Origin of the sequence: Pseudofrankia inefficax (assembly GCF_000166135.1) — a bacterium.
GTDB classification, from domain to species: Bacteria; Actinomycetota; Actinomycetes; order Frankiales; family Frankiaceae; genus Pseudofrankia; species Pseudofrankia inefficax.
In genome coordinates this window covers 3,440,062-3,460,931 of sequence record NC_014666.1, presented here as the reverse complement: position 1 = coordinate 3,460,931, position 20,870 = coordinate 3,440,062, and the positions used below count along the sequence as shown (strand labels likewise).

Genomic DNA, 20,870 nt, shown 5'->3' with positions numbered 1-20,870 from the left:
AAGTCTTTGCGCTTATCAAGAAGTCTCTTGGCCGTTGGATCGAACGCCACCCCGGCTCCGGACCTGATGGTCCGGAGCCGGGGCATCCTGCCTTCACCCACCGGATTCGGCGGACGTTTCAGCCATCACCGAGCTACTGGGTGAGCGACACCGTCTTGCCCTCCAGCAGTTCCCCACACAGCGGTGAGGCGCCCTTGACCGGCACGAACTTGCCGTTCTCGAACTGGGTGAACCACATGCAGTTCGCCGGGCCGTTCACGACGTGGGTCCGGTCGTTGACGTCGAAGCTGTGGTCCCCGGTCAGCCCATAGGCGGTGAAGTCGTGGACGGTGCTCAACGTGCTGATAATCTTGGCCGCGCTCGGCGTCGGGCCCGACCCCTTCAGCCCCGCCTCCAGCAGGTCCACGCCCGCGTAGCCGAAGTACTCGGCGTAGCTGGGGATGCCGGTCAGCCCGACAGCCTTGCGCGCCGCCTGGAACCGCTGCGTCGCCGGGGTGTTCAGCTCGACCGGCTCGTAGGAGATCGGGAAGTACACGCCCTGGGCGTCCCGCTGGGCGGCCGCACCGGCATTGATCAGCTCGGCGCCGTAGCCCGTGAAGAGCACGACCGTCTTGGGCAGGCCGTTGATGTCCCGCATCGCCTTGAGCAGGGTGAAGTTGGCCGAGATGGCCGTCGTGGTCTGGAAGCCGTCGACGTGGGCGTTCTTCACCGCCAGCGCGACCGGACCGACGTCGGTGCCACCGAACGCGAAGTTCGGGTTCATGTAGCCGACCGTCAGGCCCTCGGCGGGACCGGAGACGCCCAGCGCCTTGGCGGCCAGCGCCGAGTTCGGCGCGATGCCGTAGCCGAGCGAGCCGAGGATCGTGGCGCCCTGCTGCTTGAAGAACTTCGCGAAGGTCGTCGACACCAGCTCCTGGTGAGCCGGGCCGAACACCGAGAACATGTTGTGGTCCGAGATCCATTCGGGGCCGTCCTGGGCGACACCGACGACCGGAACGTTGTGCGCAGCCAGGTAGGGCGCGGCGGCGAACAGCACGGAGGAGTACGCCATGACCACCGTGACGTGGTCCTGCTGGACCAGGCGCGTCGCGGCGGTCACGGCCGTCGCCGGGTTCGTACCCGTGTCGGCCACGACGTACTGGATGTCGATGCCGTCTTTCTTGGCGTTGTAGATGCCCGCCTTGATCCCGTCGACGGCCGCGGCGGTGGCGTTACCCGGACCGGTCGCGTCCGTCAGAATTCCCACCTTGATCGAGATCCTGCTGCCCGCCGTCGACGACGATAAAGCGCCTCCGCCGCCGCCACTTCCACTACTGCCACAGGCAGCCACGACGAGTGTGGTGGCCGCGATCGCCGCCACTACACCGCATGCTCGACGAAACACTGGTTCCTCCTTGGTCGGGTGAGCTATCGGTCGACAGCGGAACGAGCGTCGCGGCGCCGCACGGCGACGACTGAGGCGTTCATGAAGACTCAGCTAAGGAGCTTAATTTACGAAGGTTGAAACGTCCATGGCTTCGAGGGGTCGAAGAGGTGAGTCTGCCCTGCTCGCGGCGCATGCCGGGCCGAGCAGCGTGCGCCACCGGCCGCCGGCGCAGGCCCGGCGCGTCCGGCGATCCGTGCGCGGACACGACGCGCGGACGGCCGAGACGCGAGACGAAGCCTTTGGCCACCGACCAGGCCTGGTGACCAAGCGCGGGGAGCCGGCCCCGCGATCCGGACCGTACGGCCCAGAGGGTCAGCCCGCCTCGACGCCCACGTCGATCCCAGCGGGTGGCGCTTCGAGCGCCGCCGCGAAGAGAACCACGAGATCGGCGACCAGACGAGGGAGCGGCGCCGGCAGGCCACCCGCCCGCAGGGACGTCTGATAGCGGGCGAGCGTATGGACCGCGCTGGTCATCATGACCATCCAGCGCTCGTCGAGAAGCGTCCCCGGATGGGTCGGCAGGAGCCGGCGCAGCATCGAGGTGAACGTGTAGATCGTGTTGCTGATCTCCATGCCTTCGAGGCCCACGTAGCCGCCGCGTTCAATGACGTAGCGCGACAGGAACGCCAGGTAGAAGTTGTCCGCTTCCAGATGACACGACAGTGCCCTGATCCAGGCTCGAACCAGGTCGGCGACCCGCGGTGAACGTCCCGTCGCGAACAGGTCCGCGAGCAGTTCCACCCGCACCTGCTCGCTCAGCCGGCCCCGGTACGCGGCAATCTCCCGGATCAGGCGCTCACGATCACCGAAGTGGTACTGGACCACGACGTTGTTCTTCTGACCCGCGGCCGTGCCGATGTCGCGCAATGGCACCGCCGAGATTCCTCGATGCGCGAAGAGCTCCTCCGCCTTCTCCAGCAACAGAAGACGGGTCGCCTCGCCGCGCGAGTTCGACCGGTCTCGACCGCCCGTCTTCGGGGTCGGTTCCGGCGCTTGTCCGCGCGTCGAGGAAGACACAGTTTTAGTATGCACCAGGTGCGGTGCGTGGCCGGATGGACGGCACCAGATCCGCCGGATGGCCCCCGCCCACCCGGCGCGCCGATTCCTACAGACGGTACCTGTCCGGGGTATTTTTCAGAATGACCGTCTTCGTCTCGAGGAACGGGAGAAGGCCTTCGGTGCCGCCTTCCCGTCCGATGCCGGACTGCTTGAAGCCACCGAACGCGATGCCGAAGTCGGTCGCCATCGTGTTGTGCCCGACCGTGCCCGACCTCAGCTGTCCGGCTACGGCCTGAGCCCGCTCTAGGTCGTTGGTGAAGACCGAAGCGTTCAGGCCGAAATTCGACTCGTTCGCGATCCGTACCGCGTCTTCCTCGTTTTCGGCTCGGATGACGCTGAGGACAGGCCCGAAAATCTCCTCCTGGGCGATCGTCGAACCGTTGTCGACGTCCCCGAAAACCGTCGGCTCGACGTACCAGCCACGGTCGAGGTCCCGCGGGCGGCCACCACCCGCGGCGAGCTTCGCGCCGTCCGAGATGCCCTTGGCGATGTAGCCCTCGACCCGGTCGCGCTGCCGCCGCGACACGAGCGGGCCCATCCCGGTGTCCGCCTCGAACGGATCTCCGACCTTCACCCGCGAGAACAGGTCCGCGAGCGCCTCGACCATCGCGTCGTGCCGGTCCCCGGTGACCACGATCCTCGTGAGCGACGAGCAGACCTGCCCCGTGTTGATGCACTCGAAGAAGGTCAGCGTCGCGGCCGCCTCGGCGATGTCGAAGTCGTCGAGGACGACGGCCGCCGACTTGCCGCCGAGCTCCAGCGTGCAGCGGGCGATCCGCTCGCCACAGATCGAGGCGATACGCCGACCGGCAGCCGTGGAGCCCGTGAACGTGATCTTGTCGACCCGGGGGTCTCTGACCAGAGCCTCGGACGCCTGCCGGTCCGCGGTCACGAAGTTGATGACGCCTGGCGGCAGCCCGACCGACTCCATGATCTCGGCGAGCAGGAGCCCCTCGACCGGAGACTCGGGCGCGGACTTCACGATCACCGTGCAGCCGGCCAACAGCGCCGGCGCGGTCTTCTGGACGATGGTCGACAGCGGCCCGTTCCAGGGGACGATCGCGCCCACGACGCCGACGGGCTCCCGCACGATCAGGCCGAAGCCGCCGTAGCTGGCCTTCGCCGGCTCCTCGAACGGGAAGGTGTCCGCCATTCCGGCGAAGAGCTCGTAGAAGCCCGCCTCCATGTGCGGAGCACCCCGCGCGATCGCGTGAATCATTCCGCTCTCGCGGGGAAGAGCGAGGCCGAAGTCCTCGGCCCGGTCCCTGATCCCCTTGGCGACCGCTCGCAGGTACTCGGCCCGCTCGGCGTGCGAGAGCCTGGGCCACGGACCGTGGTGGAACGCCTCGTACGCGGCGTCGACCGCACGCCTGACGTCCGCCTCCTGCGCCTCGGCGACCGTGAGGAAGACTTCCTCGGTATGCGAGTCGACGACCCCGAAGCGCGCCTCACTGGAAGGCTCGACCCACGCCCCGCCGATGAAGAACTTGTCCGGGTGCCGCAGTGCCAACACGGTGTCTCGGGGCTGCGTCATTGCTTCACTCCCTCCTACGAGCGGAACAGGGGTATGACCTCTTCGGCGAATCGGCGCAGGGGGTCGAGGTCGAACGGGGCACGAATGTTGAGGATGATCCACTGCACGCCGGCGTCGACGTATTCCTTGACCCGGTCGGCCACGCGGGACATGTCGTCGGCGACAAGCATGTTGTCCGTCAGCTGGGACTGGGTCGGGTCGTACAGCCGCTTGCGCAGCTCCGCCTCGAGGCCGTTCTCCCCGACGCCGACGTAGACGAGGTTCACGCCGGTGGCGAGCCGGTCGGGGTCGGGCGCGTTCTGGCGCACGATCTCGTACTTCTGCTCGAACTCCTTCGGCGACACCGCGGCGACGTTCCAGGCGTCTCCGAGCCGGCTGGCCAGGGCGAGCGCCTTGGGCTGGGTACCGCCCACCCAGATCCGCGCCGACGGCTGGACCGGCTTGGGAACGCAACGAGCACCACGCAGCGTGTAGAACTCGCCGTCGTAGTCGACCACGTCCGTCGTCCAGAGCGCTCTGATGATCTCAATGGACTCGGCGAGCCGGCGCAGCCGCACGCCGGGCGTTTCGAACGGAATGCCGTAGCCCTCATATTCGGGCTTGTGCCAGCCGGCCCCGACGCCGAGTTCGAGGCGCCCGTTCGAGATGTGGTCGATCGTCACGGCCGCGTTGGCCAGGACGGCCGGATGCCGGTACCCCGCCGAGTAGACCAGCGAGCCGACCCGGACCCGCGAGGTCGTCGCCGCGAGCGCGGCCTGGCTGGCCACCGCCTCGAAGCAGGACTCGTCGAAGGCCCGCGGGTTCGCGTAGAAGTGGTCCCAGATGCTGACCCAGTCGAAGCCCAGGTCCTCGGAGGCCCGCCACACCTGGCGCAGCTCGTCCATGGTGCACATCTGCGGACCGGCGTGCACGCCGAAGAAAGTCACTGCTGCCCCTTGATGGTCGTCACCGGCCGACCGAGATCTTCAGATACTCGAGCCCCCGGGTGAGGAACACGCCCCGGTACTGCCAGTCCCCCAGGTCGTAGTCGGGGTACCGGTTCAGGAAGGCCGACAGCGCCAGCCGAGCCTCCATCCGGGCGAGCTGGTTGCCCAGGCAGAGGTGGATACCGTGCCCGAACGCCACGTGCCTGTTCGAGGTGTGCCGGGAGATGTCGAACCTGTTCGGGTCCTCGAAGGCCTCTGGGTCGCGGTTGGCCGCGCCGAGCAGCGCCATCACGATCGACCCAGCCGGCAGGTCCACGCCGGCCAGGGTCGTGTCCTGGGTGAGGTTGCGGGGAACGATGGTGGTGACACCCTCGTACCGCAGGATCTCCTCGACGGCGTTCGCCATGAGGCTCGGGTCCTCGACGAGGGAGCGCCGGACGTCGGGATTGCTGCCCAGCAGCCGCAGCGACGTGCCGATGAGCTTGGTGGTGGTCTCGTTTCCCGCGATCATCAGCAGGACGCAGGTGGCGAGCAGCTCCTTGTCGTCCAGGATGCCGTTCTCGTTGGCGACCAGCAGGTCGTTGATGAGGTCGTCGTGCTCCTCGCGGCGGTGCCGATTGATCTGGTCGGTCAGGTAGGCCTTCATCTCCACGCCGGAGTCGGCGCCGCGCTGCCAGCGGAGCTGGTGTTCTGGTGTCCCCCGCTGTCCCGAGTCCATGAGCGCGGAGAGGTCGTCCGACCAGCGGACGAAGTCCGGCAGGTCGCTCAGCGGCACGCCGAGCAGGCGCGCGATGACCTGGGCGGGCAGCGGACGGCAGTAGGCGTTCACCAGTTCGGCCTCGCCGCCGCCCGCCAGCGGGTCGGCCAGCGCGGGGTCGTCGAGCAGATCCGTGACGACCTGCTGGATCGTGTCCTCCATCTTGCGGAGGCTGCGCCGGACGAACGCGTTCAGCGCCACCTTGCGCAGCGGCTGGTGCTTCGGCGGATCCGCGTTGATCATGATCTCGGCACCGTCAAGAATCGGCGGCAGCTCGCCCATGCCGTACGCGGCGTTCGAGAAGATCGCCGGGGTGTGCAGCACCGTGAGCACGTCCTCGTACCCGGGCACCATCCACACGCCTAACCGCTTGTTGAGCACGACGCGGCCGGCGGAACGAATCAGGTCATAGGTGGGGACCGGATCGGTGACGATCTCTGGGAGATCGAAATTTATGTCGACTTCCTGTGTGATCACGTTCGGTTTCCTTGTCTGCTTCGGTCCGGTACCCGGTTTGGGATTTCCACGGCGGCGTTCACCGACTTTCCTGCGCCCACCTCAGACGATCAGTAACCGCCGCTGTGCACCGGCGTCTTGAGCAGCGACCCGGCGTCCACGCAGATGTTCTGGCCGGTGATGTACCGGGCCTCGTCCGACGCGAGGAAAAGGGCGAGGTTGGCGACGTCCAGCGGCTGGATGTACGGAATGGGCATGCCCTGCGTCGCCTGGAAGACCGGCTCGACGTCCTCGCGGGTGGGGTTCTCGAGGTCCGGACGGTGCAGCTTGTAGATGAGCTCGTTGTGGAGCAGGCCCGTGTTGACGTTCGTCGGGTGAATGCAGTTGACCCGGACCGGCTGCGCCATGAGGTGCGTGGCCATCTGGCGGGTGTACTCCATCAGCATCGTCTTGGCGTAGCCGTAGCCGGAGCCACCCGGGTCGCCCTGGACCGTGTGCTCCATCTGGGCCGCGGTCGAGCCGGTGATGATGATCGAGGACCAGTCGCCGAGGTGCGGCAGGCTCACCGCGACGGCGTTCATCACGCCGAGGAGGTCGACGTCGACGGCGTCGACGAAGTCCATCGGGTTCGGCTTCTCGGGGTGCATCGGCAGGATGCCGGCCTGGGCCACCAGGATGTCCAGCCGGCCGAACTCGCGCAGGCCGTCGTCCAGCGCCGACCGCAGCTCGGGCCGCTCGCGCACGTCGCCCTGGCGGGCCACGATCCGCCGGCCCGTCTCCTTCACGAGGCGCTCGGTCTCCGCGAGGTCCTCGGGCCGGGACATCGGGTACGGGTTCGACGCGATGTCCCGGCAGATGTCGACCGCGATGATGTCGGCGCCCTCCTGCGCCATCCGGAGGGCGTGCGCCCGCCCCTGGCCTCGCGCGGCGCCCGTGATGAATGCAACCTTGCCTTCAAGCCGGCCTGTCACGATGCTCTCCTTGAGTCCTGATCCGCCCGCCGGTGACACGCACCGCCGGGCACTGTACGGGTCCGCTGACCAGGGCGGACGCGTTGCGGTGCCGGCCAGTTCGGGAGGCCGGGCCGACCCCGGCAGCCATGCCCGCGGCTGCCGGGTGCACGACGATCGGTCGGCTGGCCTAGGCGAACGGCCCGAACTCCCGGAAGGCCAGCCCCAGATGAGCGGGATGCTCGTCGGGCGGCAGCGGTCGGTCGAGTTCCGCCGCGGTGGGCCCGATGCGGTCCGCGACCGGCCGCAGGACGCTTTCATCGAGCCCGTACACCCGCAGGGCGTTGTCGCCGAGGATGGCCCGGACGTCGGCCCGGGGCAGCCCCGCGAACGTCTTGCGAAGAGCCTGCGGGGTGCGCCGCCAGGTGCCTTCGACGTGCGGATAGTCCGAGCCCCACAGCAGGGTGTTCAGCCCGATGTCGTGGCGCAGCTCGGCCTCGTAGCGGGCCATGAAGCTGCACCCGACGAAGCAGTTCTCGCGCCAGTACTCCCCCGGCGACCTGTCCGGCTTGTCGCTGTAGTCACGGCGCGGGTCCACGTAGCAGGAGTCGAGCTCCTTGATGTGCTCGGCCACCCAGCCCGCGCGCTGCTCCACGAACCCGAGCCGCAGCCGGGGGTGCCGGTCGAAGACGCCCCCGAAGGCCATCTGCCCGAAGGCTCGCCGGCTGTAGAACTGCAGCTCGGTCGCGAAGATCATCAAGGCGCCGCGCCCGGAGATCGTCGGACGCATGCCACTCGCGACGTGACAGACCAGCGGGAGGTCGATCTCCTCGACCGCCGACCAGAACGGCTCGTAGACCGGGTCGTTGTACGCGGGGTAGTCCGGCCTGGGCGCCGGGAAGTTGATCGCCCGCAGCCCGTGCTCCTTGCCCCAGTGGATCTCGTCGACGGCTGCCGGGATGTCCCAGATCGGGATCTGCATGACGCCCAGGAGGCGCTCCGGGCCCACGGACGCGAAGTCCGCCAGCCACTGGTTCCAGATGTGGCCGCCCGCGGCGCGCAGCGCCGGGTCGGTGTTCGGGTCGCCCGCGTTGAAACCGTCCGACCAGGGCAGCGGTTCCTTGTTCCCGCCGCCGGCGAAGATGACCTGCGTGGCGATTCCCTCGGCGTCCATGTCACGAAGGAACGCGTGCGGATCGTGGAGGCCGTCGCAGGCGAGCAGCGCCGCGTAGGCGTCGAGGGCCGGCTGGGTCGCGTCCTCGATCATCGGGTCCGGCATCGTCGACAGCGCCCGGCGATAACGGTCGGCGTAGCTGTCGAAGTCGGCGAGATACCTCGGTGGGCAATACGGCCGGAGGTCCTTCTCCAGCGCCGGGCCGGCGTGCGAGTCGCTGGAGACGATCAGATAACGATCCGTGTCACCGATGACGGCGTCGGCCGCGGGCGTGCTTACGGTGAGGCTCACGATAACTCCCCCAGCCTGGTGCGCCGCGGCGCGACGGTGTGGGTTCTGAATGGGCGAGGATCTCGACGTGGTCCCACAGCTCGCCCCACGAGCGCCTCCTCGCCTCGATGCCCGCCCGCCGAACGGCGGGGACGGCCGATCAGTCCATTGATCGACCACTGGACCCTGATGTTTAAGTTATCTGGATTACATATGAGGTGCAAGGGTGCGGCGGCAGGAACCTCTCGCCGCCGGCGCCCGGCAGGAGGCCGCGCCTCGGCCGACCTCCCGGCGGGCCGATCAGTACGGCCGGTTGAGAGTGAAGGGGACCTCGGCCAGGCGCGGCGCCGCCGCCTGCAGCGCCTCCACAGTCCACCGGCCCTCGGTCTCGATCCCGTCGACGATGGCGAAGGGCTGGAACAGGAGCACCTTCCCGCCGGACACGAAGAAGATCCGCCCCTCGATCGGGCAGGTCTCGGTGGCCAGGTAGGCGACGAAGGGCGACACGTTCGCCGGGTCCAGCCGCGCCACGACCTCGTCCGCCAGCGTCGCGTCGTCCGCGGGCGCGGTCATCCGGGTCAGCGCGGACGGCGCGATCGCGTTCACCCGTACGCCATAGCGCCCGAACTCCGACTGGCTGATCATCGTCAGGCAGGCGATCGCCGTCTTCGCGGCCCCGTAGTTGCCCTGCCCGGCGTGGTTGAACAGCCCGGATGTCGAGGTCGTGTTGATCACGGCTGGATTGAGGACCTGTCCTGCCTTGTGCTGCTCGCGCCAATACTGGGCGGCGGCGCGAGTCGGGAGGAAGTGACCGCGAAGATGTACGCGGATCACGTCATCCCATTCGTCATCGCCCATATTCACGATCATGCGGTCCCGCAGGATTCCGGCGTTGTTGACCAGGATGTGCAGGGCGCCGAACTCGTCGATCGCCTGGCGGACCAGTCGCTGCGCGCCGGCCGCGTCACTGACGTCGTCACCGTTCACGACGGCCCGGCCGCCGAGCGCCTCGATCTCCCGTACGACCTCCGCGGCCGGCGTCGCGTCCGTACCCGAACCATCGCGCGCGCCGCCGACGTCGTTCACGACGACCGAGGCCCCCTCGCGGGCGAACAGCAGTGCGTGCTCCCGGCCCAGCCCGCGGCCGGCTCCGGTGATCACGGCGACCCGGCCCTCAAGCGCTCCCACAGGAACTCCTCACCCGTCTTCTCGTCCTCGACTTCTCGGCCACTTCACTGCTTCCCGATCACCGACTGCCCGCGTCCGCGGCCGGTGCGCGAGCGCCCCGGCGCTACCGGGGGACGACGAACGTCGCGGTGCCGGTCAGGTGCTCCTCACCGTTCTGGCGCACGCAGCGCAGCGCGACGTCGACGAGGCGCTGACCGTCCACCTCGCGGCGCGCCACCACCTCGGCCGAGTACGTCAGCACGTCGCCCGGCCAGGCCTGGCGGGCGAAACGCACGCCGAAGGCGCGGACGTTCCGTGGCCCGAGCCAGTCCGTCACGTACGTCGCGAGCACACCGGCCTGGCGCATGCCGACGGCGAAGGGGCCCGGATAGCCGGCCGCGGTGGCGAACGCCGCGTCGTGGTGGATCGGGTTCATGTCGCCCGAGGCGCCCTGGTAGCGAACGAAGTCGGTCACCGTCAGCGGTTGGTCCACCCTGGGAGGAGGCTGCGCACCGATCCGCAGCTCGTCCCAGGTCACCGTGGTGCCGCCGGCGAGCGCGCTCATACGCCGTCGCCGGTCGCCCGTGAGGTCGCGATCGAGGTACCGGTGACCTCGGCGACGACCCGGCCGGACTCGTCCCGGTACTCGGTCACCACCTCGGTGAACGTCATCTCACCGCCCCGGCGACCTCGCTTGGTGTAGGTCCGGCCGAACCGCGACTGACCCACGAGCCGCGTGCCCGCCACGGGCGGACCGTCCGGGAAGGAGAAGTCCTGCGCACCGTGCAGCATCCGGCTCATGTCCAGCGGTCGGCGCTCGTCGTACGGGTTGGAGCCCGGCACCTGCCAGAAGGCCGACGACATCAGGAACGTCACCGGCGCCACGGCGTCCTGCTCGGTTTCCAGGTAGTCGGGATGCGATGAGCCGGTGGCTCGCGCGAATTCCCGGATCTTGCCGAGCTCGACGACCATCGGAAAGGGTTCTGCCACGTTGACCTCCGGGCGGCGGGAACGGCGCCAGAACGGCGCCAGATCGACGGCCCAGGCGAGAGCGCCCGTCGAGCGGCGCTCCGGACGAGACTCGGCTGGCACCGGCGCGGAGCAAACTCTAAGCACATCGACTTATTTAGTCAATGTGGACGCCTGGGCGCGCCGTGAAGAAGGACGCCCGTCAGCCGGGGTGGCGAGGGTGGGCCGCCCGCCGGCTGGCCCGCAATCAGCGGGCGGTCAGCCCGCCGTCGACCACGATCGCCTGGCCGGTGATGAACGAGGCGTCGTCGGAGGCGAGGAAGGCCGCCACCCGGCCGATCTCGTCCGGCTCACCCCACCGGCCCATCGGGACCCGCAGTTGCTCGAGCAGCGCCGCGCCACCGTCCTCGGCGCCGTGCATCGACTCCGTCACCCTGGTCCGGACGTAGCCCGGGCAGATCGCGTTCACCCGGATGCCCTGCTTCGCGTGGGCGAGTGCGAGGGTCTTGGTCATCCCGATGACGCCGTGCTTCGCGCTGGGGTAGCCGGTCTGCTCGATCCCGCCGATGAGCGAGCCGGTGACGCCGGCGACGGACGAGATGTTGATGATCACGCCGCGACCGGCGCGTTCCAGCTCCGGAATCGCGTGTTTGCAGGCGTAGTAGGTGCCGGTCAGGTAGAGCTCGACGGACTTCTTCCAGTCGCTCACCCGGCCCCCGGCGCTGGTGATGAGAGTGTCCAGGCCGCCGAACTCCTCGACCGTGGCCGCGACCGCGCGGGCGACGGACCGCTCGTCGGTCACGTCGGTGACGACCGACGAGGCGGTACCGCCAGCCCCCTGGAACTCCGTCACGGCGTCACGGGCGGCGGCCTCCTCCAGGTCGGCGACCATCACCGACGCGCCTTCGGCCGCGCACGCTCGCGCGCAGGCCCGGCCGATGCCGGATCCGCCACCGATGACCAGAACCGGGCGCCCCTTGAGCCTCACTGCTTACTTCCTCCTCGGGTAGCCGCCGGCGGGACCGGCCGAAACGCGGGTCACCGGCCGCCGACGGGCCGCGGTCCCCGCTGGAACGGGTGCGCGCCGGGCCCGGTCAGCCGCAGCTGTTCCCGGCCGGTGCGCAGGTCGTGAATCGCGACCTCGAATCCCCCGGCGCCGATATCGAGGATTCCGACCGTGCCGACCAGGCCGAGGTAGCCGTACGGCATGGTCGGGCTGCCGGGGTTCACCAGGGCGGTCCCGTCGTCCAGGGCCCACACCGTCGGCACGTGGGAGTGGCCCGACACCGCGAGGTCGACCGGCCCGCCGAAAGTCCGGGCCAGGATCTCCCGGACGGCCTCGTCGGGGCGCCCCTCGGTGTGGCCCAGGTCGTGGGTCATGCCGATCCGCAGGCCACCAGCGTCGAGGACGACGACGTCGCGGACACGCGGGTCCGGGGCGACGCCGGGCCGGCGGCGCCGCGGCCGGTACGGGTCGCCGTTGCCACGGCTGGCCAGCGTCGGAGCCAGCCGCTCCAGCCGGTCGACGACCTCGATCGTGTGCAGGTCGCCGCAGTGCAGGATCTGGTCGCAGCCGGCCAGCGCCGCGTAGGCCGCGGCCGGCAGGTCGTCGCCCGCCTCGGGGATGTGGGTGTCCGCGAGCAGGCCGATCCGGTACCCGGTCATCGGGGTACCGGCCCGGCCCACCGCGCGGGACCGCCCACGGGCGAGGCGTGCGACCGTTTCTCGAACATCCGGTTGTCGAGCATCCGGTGGCCGGGCCTACTGCGTGGCGTCGCCCGCGGGGTACTCGATCCCGAAGTGGTCGTCGCGCCAGTCCACCGCGGACCGGAGGCCGCCTTCCGCGGAACGCTTCCAGAACTCGTCGGCGTTCGAGCCGTAGCTGCCGCGCACACCCGCCGAGTGGACGTCCATGCTCCAGCGCATGCCGGTCCGGAAGCCCTGCAGCTCCAGCTGGCGGTTGACCGCGGCCTTGGTCGACATGAGCAGGACGGGATCGGTCTTCGCGATGCTCCGCGCCAGCTTGTCCGTCTCCTCGTCCAGCCGGTCCGCCGGGTGCACGTCCGAGGCCCAGCCCCAGTCGTAGGCCTTCCTGCCGTCCATCGGGTCGCCCGTGAACAGGAAGTGCTTGGCCCGGCTCGCGCCCATCAACCAGACCTCGTACTGGTAGCCCTCGATCGTGAGCTGCCGGATCGTGGGGAAGCCGATCTGAGCGTCCTCGGCGACGATCCGCAGGTCGCAGAAGCCGGCCAGGTGGGTGCCGCCGGCCAGGCAGTAGCCGTGGACCTGCGCGATGACCGGCTTGTGCAGGTCGAAGATCCGGAAGTAGAGCTCCCTGGCGAAGAACTCGTACTTCGCGAAGGTCGGGTGGTCCTTCTTCGGGTCGTAGTAGACGCCGCCGGGCGGGTCGCCGACGTCCGCCCACGCGATCGACTTCCGGTAGTCGTCGGGGTTGGGGTTGTTGGCCTGCGCCTTGCCCGGCGTGAGGTCGTACCCGGAGCAGAAGGCCGAGCCCGCGCCCTTGATGATGACCACCCGGATGTCCGGGTCCATGTCCATCTCGTGCAGGCCCATGGCCAGCTCGCAGATCCTGGCGTAGCTGAGCGGGTTCCGCTTCTCGGGACCATTCAGGATAAGGCGGCCGATCGGCCCGTCCTTTTCATAAATGATCTCCTCGAAGTCATCGGTCGGAATGCGCTCCTCATATTTCCAGGGCGGCAGCCCTATCTTCTTCTTCGTCACTACGCCTCCTCAGGCCGCGTACGAGCCGGGCAGGTGAGCCACGGCCGGGCTCGGAACACGCAGCCCAGCCGGGCCGACGCCCGCGCGGCGTCCCGCCCTCGTCATCACTACCACCGGCCGGCACGCGCGGGCCGCCGAGCACCCTTGTCTCGCGGCGGCGGGTGCCGGCGAATGATCCCGCTCCAAGGGCGCGCCTCCATCGCTCGGCGACGCTATCTTAAGGACCGAGACTTATCAATAGGTCGGTGGCGGGGCCTCGGCGCCCGCCGCACAAGGAACTGTCATCCGTGCGTCAAGCACGGGTCGAGACTCCGCGCACGGTCCCAGCGAAGGAAGTGTGTCGTGCCGATCGCCATCTCCGAAGACCACCGGGCCCTGGCCGATGCCGCGTCAGACCTGCTGACCAAGCGCGACGCGCGCTTGGCGGCCCGGGCCCTGCTGGAGGCGCCGGACGAGTCGTTACCGGCCTTCTGGCGCGAGACCGCCGACCTGGGCTGGCTCGGCCTGCACCTGCCCGAGCGGTACGGCGGATCGGGCTTCGGGATCGAGGAGCTCGTGATCGTGGTCGAGCAGCTGGGCCGAGCCGTGGCGCCCGGCCCGTTCGTCCCGACGGTGATCGTAAGCGCGGTCGTCGCCGCCGGAGCCGACGAGGCGACCCGGGCCCGCCTCCTGCCCGGCCTGGCGAGCGGCGACCGAACCGGCGGTGTGGCGTTGACCAGCGACGTCACCGTGTCCGACGGGAGGGTCACCGGCGAGGCCGGTCCCGTGCTCGGAGCGGCGCTGGCGACGGTCCTCGTCCTGCCCGTCGGCGAGGACGTCGCCGTCGTCGAGACGGGCGACGGCGTCACGGTCGAGTCGCCGCCGAACCTGGACCCGACCCGTCGCAGTGGCCGGGTCGCGCTCGACGGCGCGGTGGCCACCGTCATCCCCGGCGGCCGCCGGCTGCTGGTCGACCTGGCCCGGACGATCCTGGCCGCGGAGGCGGTCGGCGTCGCGGGAGCCTGCACGGACGCCGCCGCCGAGTACGCCAGGATCCGGGTCCAGTTCGGCCGCCCGATCGGCATGTTCCAGGCCGTCAAGCATCACTGCGCCAACATGTGCGTCGCGAGTGAGAAGGCGACGGCGGCGGCGTGGGACGCGGCCCGGGCAGTGGCCAGCGGCGGCGACCAGCTGACCTACGCCGCCGCGGCGGCGGCCGCGCTCGCCGGCCCGGCCGCGTACCTGTGCGCGAACCTCAACACCCAGGTACACGGCGGCATCGGCTTCACCTGGGAGCACGACGCCCACCTGTACCTGCGGCGAGCCACCGTCCTGCAGGCGCTGCTCGCGCCGGAGACGGCGGCGGCCGACCTGGTGGAGCTCTCCCGCCGGGGGGTCAGCCGGGACAAGACCATCGAGCTGCCGCCCGAGGCCGAGGCGTTCCGCGCCGAGATCCGTGCCTTCACCGGCGAGCTGGCCGGGCTGGAGAAGGCCGCGCGGCGACGACGACTGATCGACACGGGCTACCTCATGCCGCACTGGCCCAGGCCGTGGGGACGGGAGGCGGGCGCGGTCGAGCAGGTCGTCATCGAGCAGGAGCTGATGGCGGCCGGCATCGACCGCAGGATGGACCCGATCACCGGCTACCAGATGGTCACCCTCATCCAGCACGCCACCGCCGAGCAGGTCGCCCGCTGGGTGCCGCCGGCGCTCGCGCAGGAGACCATCTGGTGCCAGCTGTTCAGCGAGCCCGAGGCCGGTTCCGACGCGGCCGGCGTCAGGACCCGCGCCACCCGCGCCGAGGGCGGTTGGCTGCTCAACGGCCAGAAGGTCTGGACCAGCGGAGCACAGTTCGCCGCGAAAGGCCTCGTCACGGCGCGGACGAACGCCGACGCACCGAAGCACAAGGGCATCACGACGATGGTCGTCGAAATGTCGGCGCCCGGCATCGAGATCAGGCCACTGCGCCAGCCCGACGGCAGCGCCCACTTCAACGAGGTCTTCCTGACCGACGTGTTCGTGCCCGATGCCGACGTCGTCGGGGCCATCGACGACGGGTGGAACGTCGCCCGCGCGAACCTCGGCAACGAGAGCATCAGCGTCGGGCGCGACGACTCGAACATGTCCACGCCGGCGACGACGCTTCTCGACGCCTACGACGCGCACCCGGAGCGGATGCCAGGCGGGGCCGTCCGGATCGGCTACTACGTCGCGGGGCTGCAGGTGCTGCGGCTGCTGAACCTGCGGCGGGCCAGCCGGGCGCTGGCCGGCGCCGGGCCGGGGCCGGAGGGAGCGATCACGAAGCTCGTGATGTCCGAGCTGGCGCACGAGGTCGCGGCGATCCTGGCGGTCGCCGGAGCGCCGGACCTTGTCTTCGTCGACGGCGACGGGCTGCGGCCCGCGCTGCTGAACCTGACACACCGCATCTGGTCGATCGGGGGCGGCACCTCCGAGATCAAGCGCAACCAGATCGGCGAGCGCATCCTGGGCCTGCCCCGCGACCCGCTGCTGAAGTAGGACAGCGCCACCCGCGTGCGCGGCGCCGTGACGGCACGGCGCCGCGCACAGCCGTCCTGTCCCGGCAGGTGCGCCAGGTCAGCGGGCACCCGTCAGCGGGCACCCGTCAGCGGGCGCCCGTCAGCGGGCGCCCGGTCAGCGGGCGTCCGTCAGCGGCCGGTCCAGACCGGGCGGCGCTTCTCCAGGAACGCCTGGATCCCTTCCTGCCCGTCCGCCGACTCGGCGAGGTGCGCCATCGCCCTGGCGGTGGCCGCCCAGCCCTCGTCGTCGGCGGCCCGGGCCGCCTCGTTCACCGCGGCCAGGGACGCCTGGACCGAGACGGGGGCGTTCGCGCAGATGCGCTCCGCGAGCTCGACCGCCGCTTCGAGGGCCTGGCCGGGTTCTGTGAGCACGTTGACGAATCCGGCCGCGTAGCCGCGCTCGGCGTGCAGCGGGGCGCCGGTCAGGATGAGCTCCCGGGCCAGGTTCAGGGGAAGGCTCCGCGGCGCCCGGAACAGCCCGGCACAGGTGGGAACGACGCCGATGGCGACCTCGGGCAGGCCGAAACGCGCGGTCGTCGACGCCACGACGAGGTCGCAGGCCAGCACGATCTCCAGGCCGCCGCCGAGCGCCGGGCCCTCGACGGCGGCGATGAGCGGCTTGCGGCGGTCGCGGCGGATGATGCCGTACTCACCGCCTCGCTCGGTGACGTAGTCCCCCCTCGACCGCAGGTCGCTGCCGGCGCTGAAGACCGAGGTCGTTCCGGTGAGCACGCCGGCCCAGAGGCCGGTCTCGTCGTCGAGCCGGTTCAGCGCGCCGTCGATCGCGTCGGCCAGCGCGCGGTCCACCGCGTTGCGTTTCTCCTCCCGGCGCATCGAGATGACGAGCACCCGCCCGCGCCGCTCGGTCTGGACAAGCTCGCGCATCGGGGTCCCCATCTGTCGGTCAGAGTTGTGTTGGTCCGAGCTGTGTCGGTCCGAGTTCGGCCGGTCAGAGCTCGTAGGCGATCCGGACGCTCTTGAGATAGCTCATCTCGTGGAAGCCGGCAAGACCGCACTCCCGGCCGTAGCCGCTCTCCTTGACGCCGCCGAACGGGAACGACGGGTCGCCCACCCGGTAGGTGTTGACCCAGACCGTCCCGGCGTAGAGCTCGCGGGTCATCCGCTGCGCCCGGTGGATGTCCTTCGTCCACACGCTGGCACCGAGGCCGTAGTCGGTGTCGTTGGCCAGCGCGAGCGCCTCCTTCTCGTCGGCGAACGGCACCACGCACGTCACCGGCCCGAACACCTCCTCGCGGAAGATCCGCATGGACGGGTCGACGTTCGTGAAGACGGTCGGCTCGAAGAAGTACGGATGGTCGGCCAACTCCGGGCTGGTCGGCCGGCCACCGCCGCACGCCGCCGTCGCGCCCTCGTCGAGGCCCATCTGGACCATCCGGCTGACCCGTTCGACCTGCTGCCGCGAGGTCAGCGGACCGATCGCGGTCCGCGGGTCGGACGGGTCGCCCAGCGGGAAGGCCTTCACCGCGGCGACCAGGCGCTCGACGAACTCGCCGTAGATGGAGGCCTGCACGAGCACCCGGGACGCGGCCGTGCAGGACTGCCCGGTGCTGCCGGTGAACCCGCCGGAGATCGACCGCACGGCGTTGTCGAGGTTGGCGTCCTCGAAGATGACGCTCGGCGACTTCCCGCCGAGCTCCAGCACCATCGGCACGAAACGCTTCGCCGCCGCCTCGGCGATGAGCTGGGCCGCCGCGCCGCCACCGGTGAAAATGATCTTACGGACGAGTGGGTGGTCGCAGAGCGCGGCACCGGTGACCGGGCCGAGCCCGGAGACGATGTTGATGATGCCGGGCGGGATGTCGGCCTGGCGGGCGACCTCACCCAGCGCCAGGATCGAGCACGGGGCGAACTCCGACGGCTTCACCACGATGGCGTTGCCCGCGGCGAGGGCCAGCGCCGCCTCCTGGACCATGACGCCGAGCGGGTTGTTCCACGGCACCTGCACGGCGATGACGCCGTACGGCTGGCGCACGGTGTGGCACATCAGCGCGGGCGAGGGACCCTGCTGGATCTCGCCGACCGTCGCGGACATGCACAGGCCGGCGCCGTAGCGGAAGAAGTTCGCGATCTGGCCGGTGACTCCGAGCGCCTCCCGGATCGGCTTGCCGCAGTCGCGCATCTCCAGCCGGGCCAGCGCCGGGCCGGCGGCCTCCAGGGCGTCGGCGAACCGGTCCATCGCCTGCGCGCGGCGCCGCGCGTCGTGGCGCCACCAGCCCTCGGTGAACGCCTTGTGCGCGGAGCGGACGGCCCGGTCGACGTCCGCGGCCGTGCCGGCCGGGATCTCCGCCCAGTCCTGCTGCTCGTAGGGGGCGAGGCAGCGCAGCGTCTCCCCCGACTCCGACTCGCAGTCCTCGTTGTCGATCGTCATGTGGAACTTCTCGAGCGCGGCCACCGCGTCTCCTCACTTCTTGTCGCTGTGAACCGAACTGGCTGTACACCGAACTGGCTGTGCACCGAACTGGCTGTGCACCGAAGTGACGGCGGCCGCGGGTTCGCGGTCGCGCCGGGCGCCCGTCCGGTGAGGGCGGGGCTAGTCGCGAGTTACCGCCGAGACGGCCCACTCGATCTGGCTCTTGGTGGCCGACGAGGGCGGGCGCTGGCAGTCGGGTGTCGGCACGGCCCGGCCACGCGCGACGTCGGCCGACCACGTGACGGTCGCGCCGGCGTCGTCCACGCAGGCCAGCTCGGCGCGCGAGCCGTCGAACGAGCCGGAGCGCGGGGAGTCCAGCAGGCTCCAGCCGACCCGGCGCAGGACCTCCAGCTCGAGCGCCTGCACCTGCGGGCCGCCCAGGCCGCAGCAGCCGCGGTAGTTCCCGGCGACGTCGGCGACGTCGCCCTTGCGGCGCAGCACCGTCTCGACGAGGTCCTCATCGCCGTAGGCCCAGGCCGTGCCCTCCGGCAGGACCAGGAAGGTCGCGGCGAAGCGGTGGCCGCCCAGGTGGCTGGTCCGCCGGTAGGTGACGCCCTCGGGCGCCCCGGCCGCCGCCAGCCTGGTGGCGAGCCCCGCGCCCAGCCGCCCACAGCAGCTGTCCCGCTGGCCGTGGCCGCAGACCAGGACGTCGGCCCCGCCGGCCTCCAGGTCGCAGGACTCAGGGTTCGCGGCGCCCGCGAGCAGGTCGGCGACGGCGGCGGGCAGCGACGGGCCGACCGCGCGCTCGAACCGCCGGTAGCCGGTGAACGGGCCGCCGCCCGGCGACCGCGCGTACAGGACGACGCGCCGTTCCTCCGGACTCGCGTCCGGGTTCGACGGGACGACGGCCTGGACCCGATAGCCGGCCGGGCTCAGAAGAGGCGCGACCGCCGCCGCTTCGGGGGACTCGCCGATGTCGCCCGGCCACGGCAGCGGGAGCTCCAGGAGGAGGAAGCCGGGGTACGTACCGCTGGTCGCGACGGGGGAAAGAGCCGCCGCCCGCGACCACTCGCTACATCTGATCTTCGCTTCCGGATCCAGGTCCGGTGGGCTGGCCCAGGTCATGTTCACCATGAGGTCGGCCGGTCCCTCAGGCCGCGAACTTCATGACGTCGGCGAGGTTGCCGCCCATGATCCGCGCGATGTCGGCCCGCGGCAGCCCGTCGAGGCGCTTGAAGTAGTCGGCCGGTGCGGCCAGGCCCTCGGGGTGCGGGTAGTCCGAGCCGAACAGGACGCGGCCGGCGCCGAGGAGCCGGACGACGTCGAGCGGGTCGTCCTCGTGGAACGGGTGCACCCACACGTTGCGCCGGAAGGCCGCGACCGGGTCCTCGTCGAACAGGTGCGGGTTGCGGCCATAGGTGTGGTCGAGGACGTCGAGCAGCGGCCCCACCCACACCGAGCCGTTCTCGACCGGCATGACCCGCAGCGACGGGAACCGGGTGAACAGGCCGTGGCACACCGCCGAGAGCATCGCGTCGAGGATGCCCCGGTGCTGGTGGCGGAAGACCTCCTCGAACGCGCTCTGCGACTTGAACGGCAGGAACTCCCCGCCGCCGCCGCCCTCCCACACGTTGAGGTAACGGGTCGACCCGTCGTCGGAGGCGTGCATCCCGACGGCGATGTCCGCCTCCACGACCTTGGCCCAGAACGGGTCGAACTCGGGCAGCGCGAAGGAGCGGGTGCCCTCCAGACCCGGCACGGGAGCGGGCCGGATGAGCACGATCCGGGCCCCCCGGCTGACCACGAGCTCAAGCTCCTCGATCGCCTTCTCGACGATCGGCAGGGTGATGACCGGGGTCGGGAAGATGCGGTCCCGGTAGTTGAAGGTCCACTGCTCGTACATCCACTCGTTGAACGCGTGGACGACGGCGTGCATCGCCCGCGGGTCGTCGGCCAGGCGCTCCTCCAGCAGGCTCGCCAGGGTGGGCCACATGATCGCCCGGTTGATGCCCAGCTCGTCCATCAGCTTCAGGCGTGGCTCGGGGGCGAAGTAGGCGTCCACCGCGCGCATCGGCTCGCCGAGGATCTCCCGGCGGGACCGGCCCTCGGGGTTGCCGTTCTTGAAATAGTCCTGCTGGGCGCCGGGCCGGGCGACCACCTCGAACGTCGGGTTCGGGATGTAGTCGGAGATCGCGTTCTTCACCGCGATCTTCGTCCGGCCGTTCACCTGCACGTACTTGATCAGGCCCGAGTACCGCGCCGGCAGGTGCCTGGTGAACGCGTCCTGCGTCTCGTACATGTGGTTGTCGGCGTCGTTGATCGGGCAGTCAACTGAACCATCCGTCACGGCTTCCCCTTATTTAAGTTCCTGAGCTTATACAGTCCACCACGCCGGCCCGGCGCGACGCAACAGCCCCTGGCAACCCGACCCCGGCGTCGACTACGCTCGCTCGTCGAGCGCCTGACACCGTGCACCAGCCGACCGGCGAGCGTCGCTTGCGCCGCCAAGGGCCGTTGTTCCATCGTTAAGCCAGGCGTATTATCTCCGGCGCG

General features: G+C 70.2%; 18 protein-coding genes. 1 reads left to right on the top strand and 17 read right to left on the bottom strand.

Annotated features, from left to right (window positions below):
- Positions 1 to 133: 133 nt before the first annotated feature.
- The 13 genes from FRAEUI1C_RS14220 to FRAEUI1C_RS14160 form a co-directional block, all read right to left on the bottom strand.
- Positions 134 to 1,246, bottom strand: a complete 1,113-nt coding sequence (locus tag FRAEUI1C_RS14220; protein WP_049806900.1) for an ABC transporter substrate-binding protein — start codon at positions 1,244 to 1,246, stop codon at positions 134 to 136.
- A gap of 492 nt (positions 1,247 to 1,738) precedes the next feature.
- Entirely contained in the window at positions 1,739 to 2,443 is a 705-nt protein-coding gene (locus tag FRAEUI1C_RS14215) for a TetR family transcriptional regulator (protein WP_013424003.1), read from the bottom strand.
- Between the two features lie 88 nt (positions 2,444 to 2,531).
- The gene (locus tag FRAEUI1C_RS14210) at positions 2,532 to 4,019 is read right to left on the bottom strand and encodes an aldehyde dehydrogenase (protein ID WP_013424002.1); all 1,488 of its coding nucleotides are present in this window, start codon (positions 4,017 to 4,019) and stop codon (positions 2,532 to 2,534) included.
- 14 nt (positions 4,020 to 4,033) lie between these two features.
- Complete coding sequence (locus tag FRAEUI1C_RS14205) at positions 4,034 to 4,945, bottom strand: LLM class flavin-dependent oxidoreductase (protein ID WP_013424001.1); 912 nt, start codon at positions 4,943 to 4,945, stop codon at positions 4,034 to 4,036.
- Between the two features lie 19 nt (positions 4,946 to 4,964).
- Positions 4,965 to 6,179: a cytochrome P450 gene (locus FRAEUI1C_RS14200; RefSeq protein ID WP_013424000.1), complete on the bottom strand. Its 1,215-nt coding sequence runs from the start codon at positions 6,177 to 6,179 to the stop codon at positions 4,965 to 4,967.
- Between the two features lie 89 nt (positions 6,180 to 6,268).
- Positions 6,269 to 7,129 carry a mycofactocin-coupled SDR family oxidoreductase gene (locus tag FRAEUI1C_RS14195; RefSeq protein WP_013423999.1) on the bottom strand — a complete coding sequence of 287 codons (861 nt, stop codon included), beginning with the start codon at positions 7,127 to 7,129 and terminating at the stop codon, positions 6,269 to 6,271.
- A gap of 169 nt (positions 7,130 to 7,298) precedes the next feature.
- Positions 7,299 to 8,573, bottom strand: a complete 1,275-nt coding sequence (locus tag FRAEUI1C_RS41020; RefSeq protein ID WP_013423998.1) for an amidohydrolase family protein — start codon at positions 8,571 to 8,573, stop codon at positions 7,299 to 7,301.
- Between the two features lie 279 nt (positions 8,574 to 8,852).
- Entirely contained in the window at positions 8,853 to 9,740 is an 888-nt protein-coding gene (locus tag FRAEUI1C_RS14185) for an SDR family oxidoreductase (RefSeq protein ID WP_013423997.1), read from the bottom strand.
- A gap of 103 nt (positions 9,741 to 9,843) precedes the next feature.
- On the bottom strand, positions 9,844 to 10,284 hold the full coding sequence (locus FRAEUI1C_RS14180; protein WP_013423996.1) for a MaoC family dehydratase: 441 nt from the start codon (positions 10,282 to 10,284) through the stop codon (positions 9,844 to 9,846).
- Positions 10,281 to 10,709, bottom strand: a complete 429-nt coding sequence (locus tag FRAEUI1C_RS14175; RefSeq protein ID WP_013423995.1) for an FAS1-like dehydratase domain-containing protein — start codon at positions 10,707 to 10,709, stop codon at positions 10,281 to 10,283. The genes FRAEUI1C_RS14180 and FRAEUI1C_RS14175 overlap by 4 nt, the downstream gene beginning before the upstream one ends.
- A 226-nt stretch (positions 10,710 to 10,935) precedes the next feature.
- Positions 10,936 to 11,676, bottom strand: a complete 741-nt coding sequence (locus FRAEUI1C_RS14170) for an SDR family NAD(P)-dependent oxidoreductase (RefSeq protein ID WP_013423994.1) — start codon at positions 11,674 to 11,676, stop codon at positions 10,936 to 10,938.
- 50 nt (positions 11,677 to 11,726) lie between these two features.
- Positions 11,727 to 12,353, bottom strand: a complete 627-nt coding sequence (locus FRAEUI1C_RS14165) for a metallophosphoesterase family protein (protein WP_157734933.1) — start codon at positions 12,351 to 12,353, stop codon at positions 11,727 to 11,729.
- 96 nt (positions 12,354 to 12,449) lie between these two features.
- Complete coding sequence (locus tag FRAEUI1C_RS14160) at positions 12,450 to 13,430, bottom strand: enoyl-CoA hydratase-related protein (protein ID WP_013423992.1); 981 nt, start codon at positions 13,428 to 13,430, stop codon at positions 12,450 to 12,452.
- Positions 13,431 to 13,772: 342 nt separating this feature from the next.
- Between FRAEUI1C_RS14160 and FRAEUI1C_RS14155 the strand changes: the two genes are divergently transcribed.
- Positions 13,773 to 15,926 carry an acyl-CoA dehydrogenase family protein gene (locus FRAEUI1C_RS14155; protein ID WP_013423991.1) on the top strand — a complete coding sequence of 718 codons (2,154 nt, stop codon included), beginning with the start codon at positions 13,773 to 13,775 and terminating at the stop codon, positions 15,924 to 15,926.
- 149 nt (positions 15,927 to 16,075) lie between these two features.
- Here FRAEUI1C_RS14155 and FRAEUI1C_RS14150 read toward each other — a convergent pair whose 3' ends face one another.
- From FRAEUI1C_RS14150 to FRAEUI1C_RS14135, 4 genes are all read right to left on the bottom strand, one after another.
- Positions 16,076 to 16,831, bottom strand: coding sequence for an enoyl-CoA hydratase-related protein (locus tag FRAEUI1C_RS14150; protein WP_013423990.1), 756 nt, complete (start codon positions 16,829 to 16,831; stop codon positions 16,076 to 16,078).
- Between the two features lie 64 nt (positions 16,832 to 16,895).
- Positions 16,896 to 18,359: an aldehyde dehydrogenase family protein gene (locus FRAEUI1C_RS14145; protein WP_013423989.1), complete on the bottom strand. Its 1,464-nt coding sequence runs from the start codon at positions 18,357 to 18,359 to the stop codon at positions 16,896 to 16,898.
- A 138-nt stretch (positions 18,360 to 18,497) separates the two neighbouring features.
- Positions 18,498 to 19,442, bottom strand: coding sequence for a sucrase ferredoxin (locus tag FRAEUI1C_RS14140; protein ID WP_232425426.1), 945 nt, complete (start codon positions 19,440 to 19,442; stop codon positions 18,498 to 18,500).
- Positions 19,443 to 19,467: 25 nt separating this feature from the next.
- Positions 19,468 to 20,664: an amidohydrolase family protein gene (locus FRAEUI1C_RS14135; protein ID WP_013423987.1), complete on the bottom strand. Its 1,197-nt coding sequence runs from the start codon at positions 20,662 to 20,664 to the stop codon at positions 19,468 to 19,470.
- Positions 20,665 to 20,870 lie beyond the last annotated feature (206 nt).

Coding starts and splice junctions, on each gene's coding strand:
- FRAEUI1C_RS14210 (WP_013424002.1), bottom strand. CDS start 4,019: ATGACGCAGCCCCGAGACACCGTGTTGGCACTGCGGCACCCGGACAAG.
- FRAEUI1C_RS14180 (WP_013423996.1), bottom strand. CDS start 10,284: ATGAGCGCGCTCGCCGGCGGCACCACGGTGACCTGGGACGAGCTGCGG.
- FRAEUI1C_RS14165 (WP_157734933.1), bottom strand. CDS start 12,353: ATGACCGGGTACCGGATCGGCCTGCTCGCGGACACCCACATCCCCGAG.
- FRAEUI1C_RS14150 (WP_013423990.1), bottom strand. CDS start 16,831: ATGCGCGAGCTTGTCCAGACCGAGCGGCGCGGGCGGGTGCTCGTCATC.
- FRAEUI1C_RS14140 (WP_232425426.1), bottom strand. CDS start 19,442: ATGACCTGGGCCAGCCCACCGGACCTGGATCCGGAAGCGAAGATCAGA.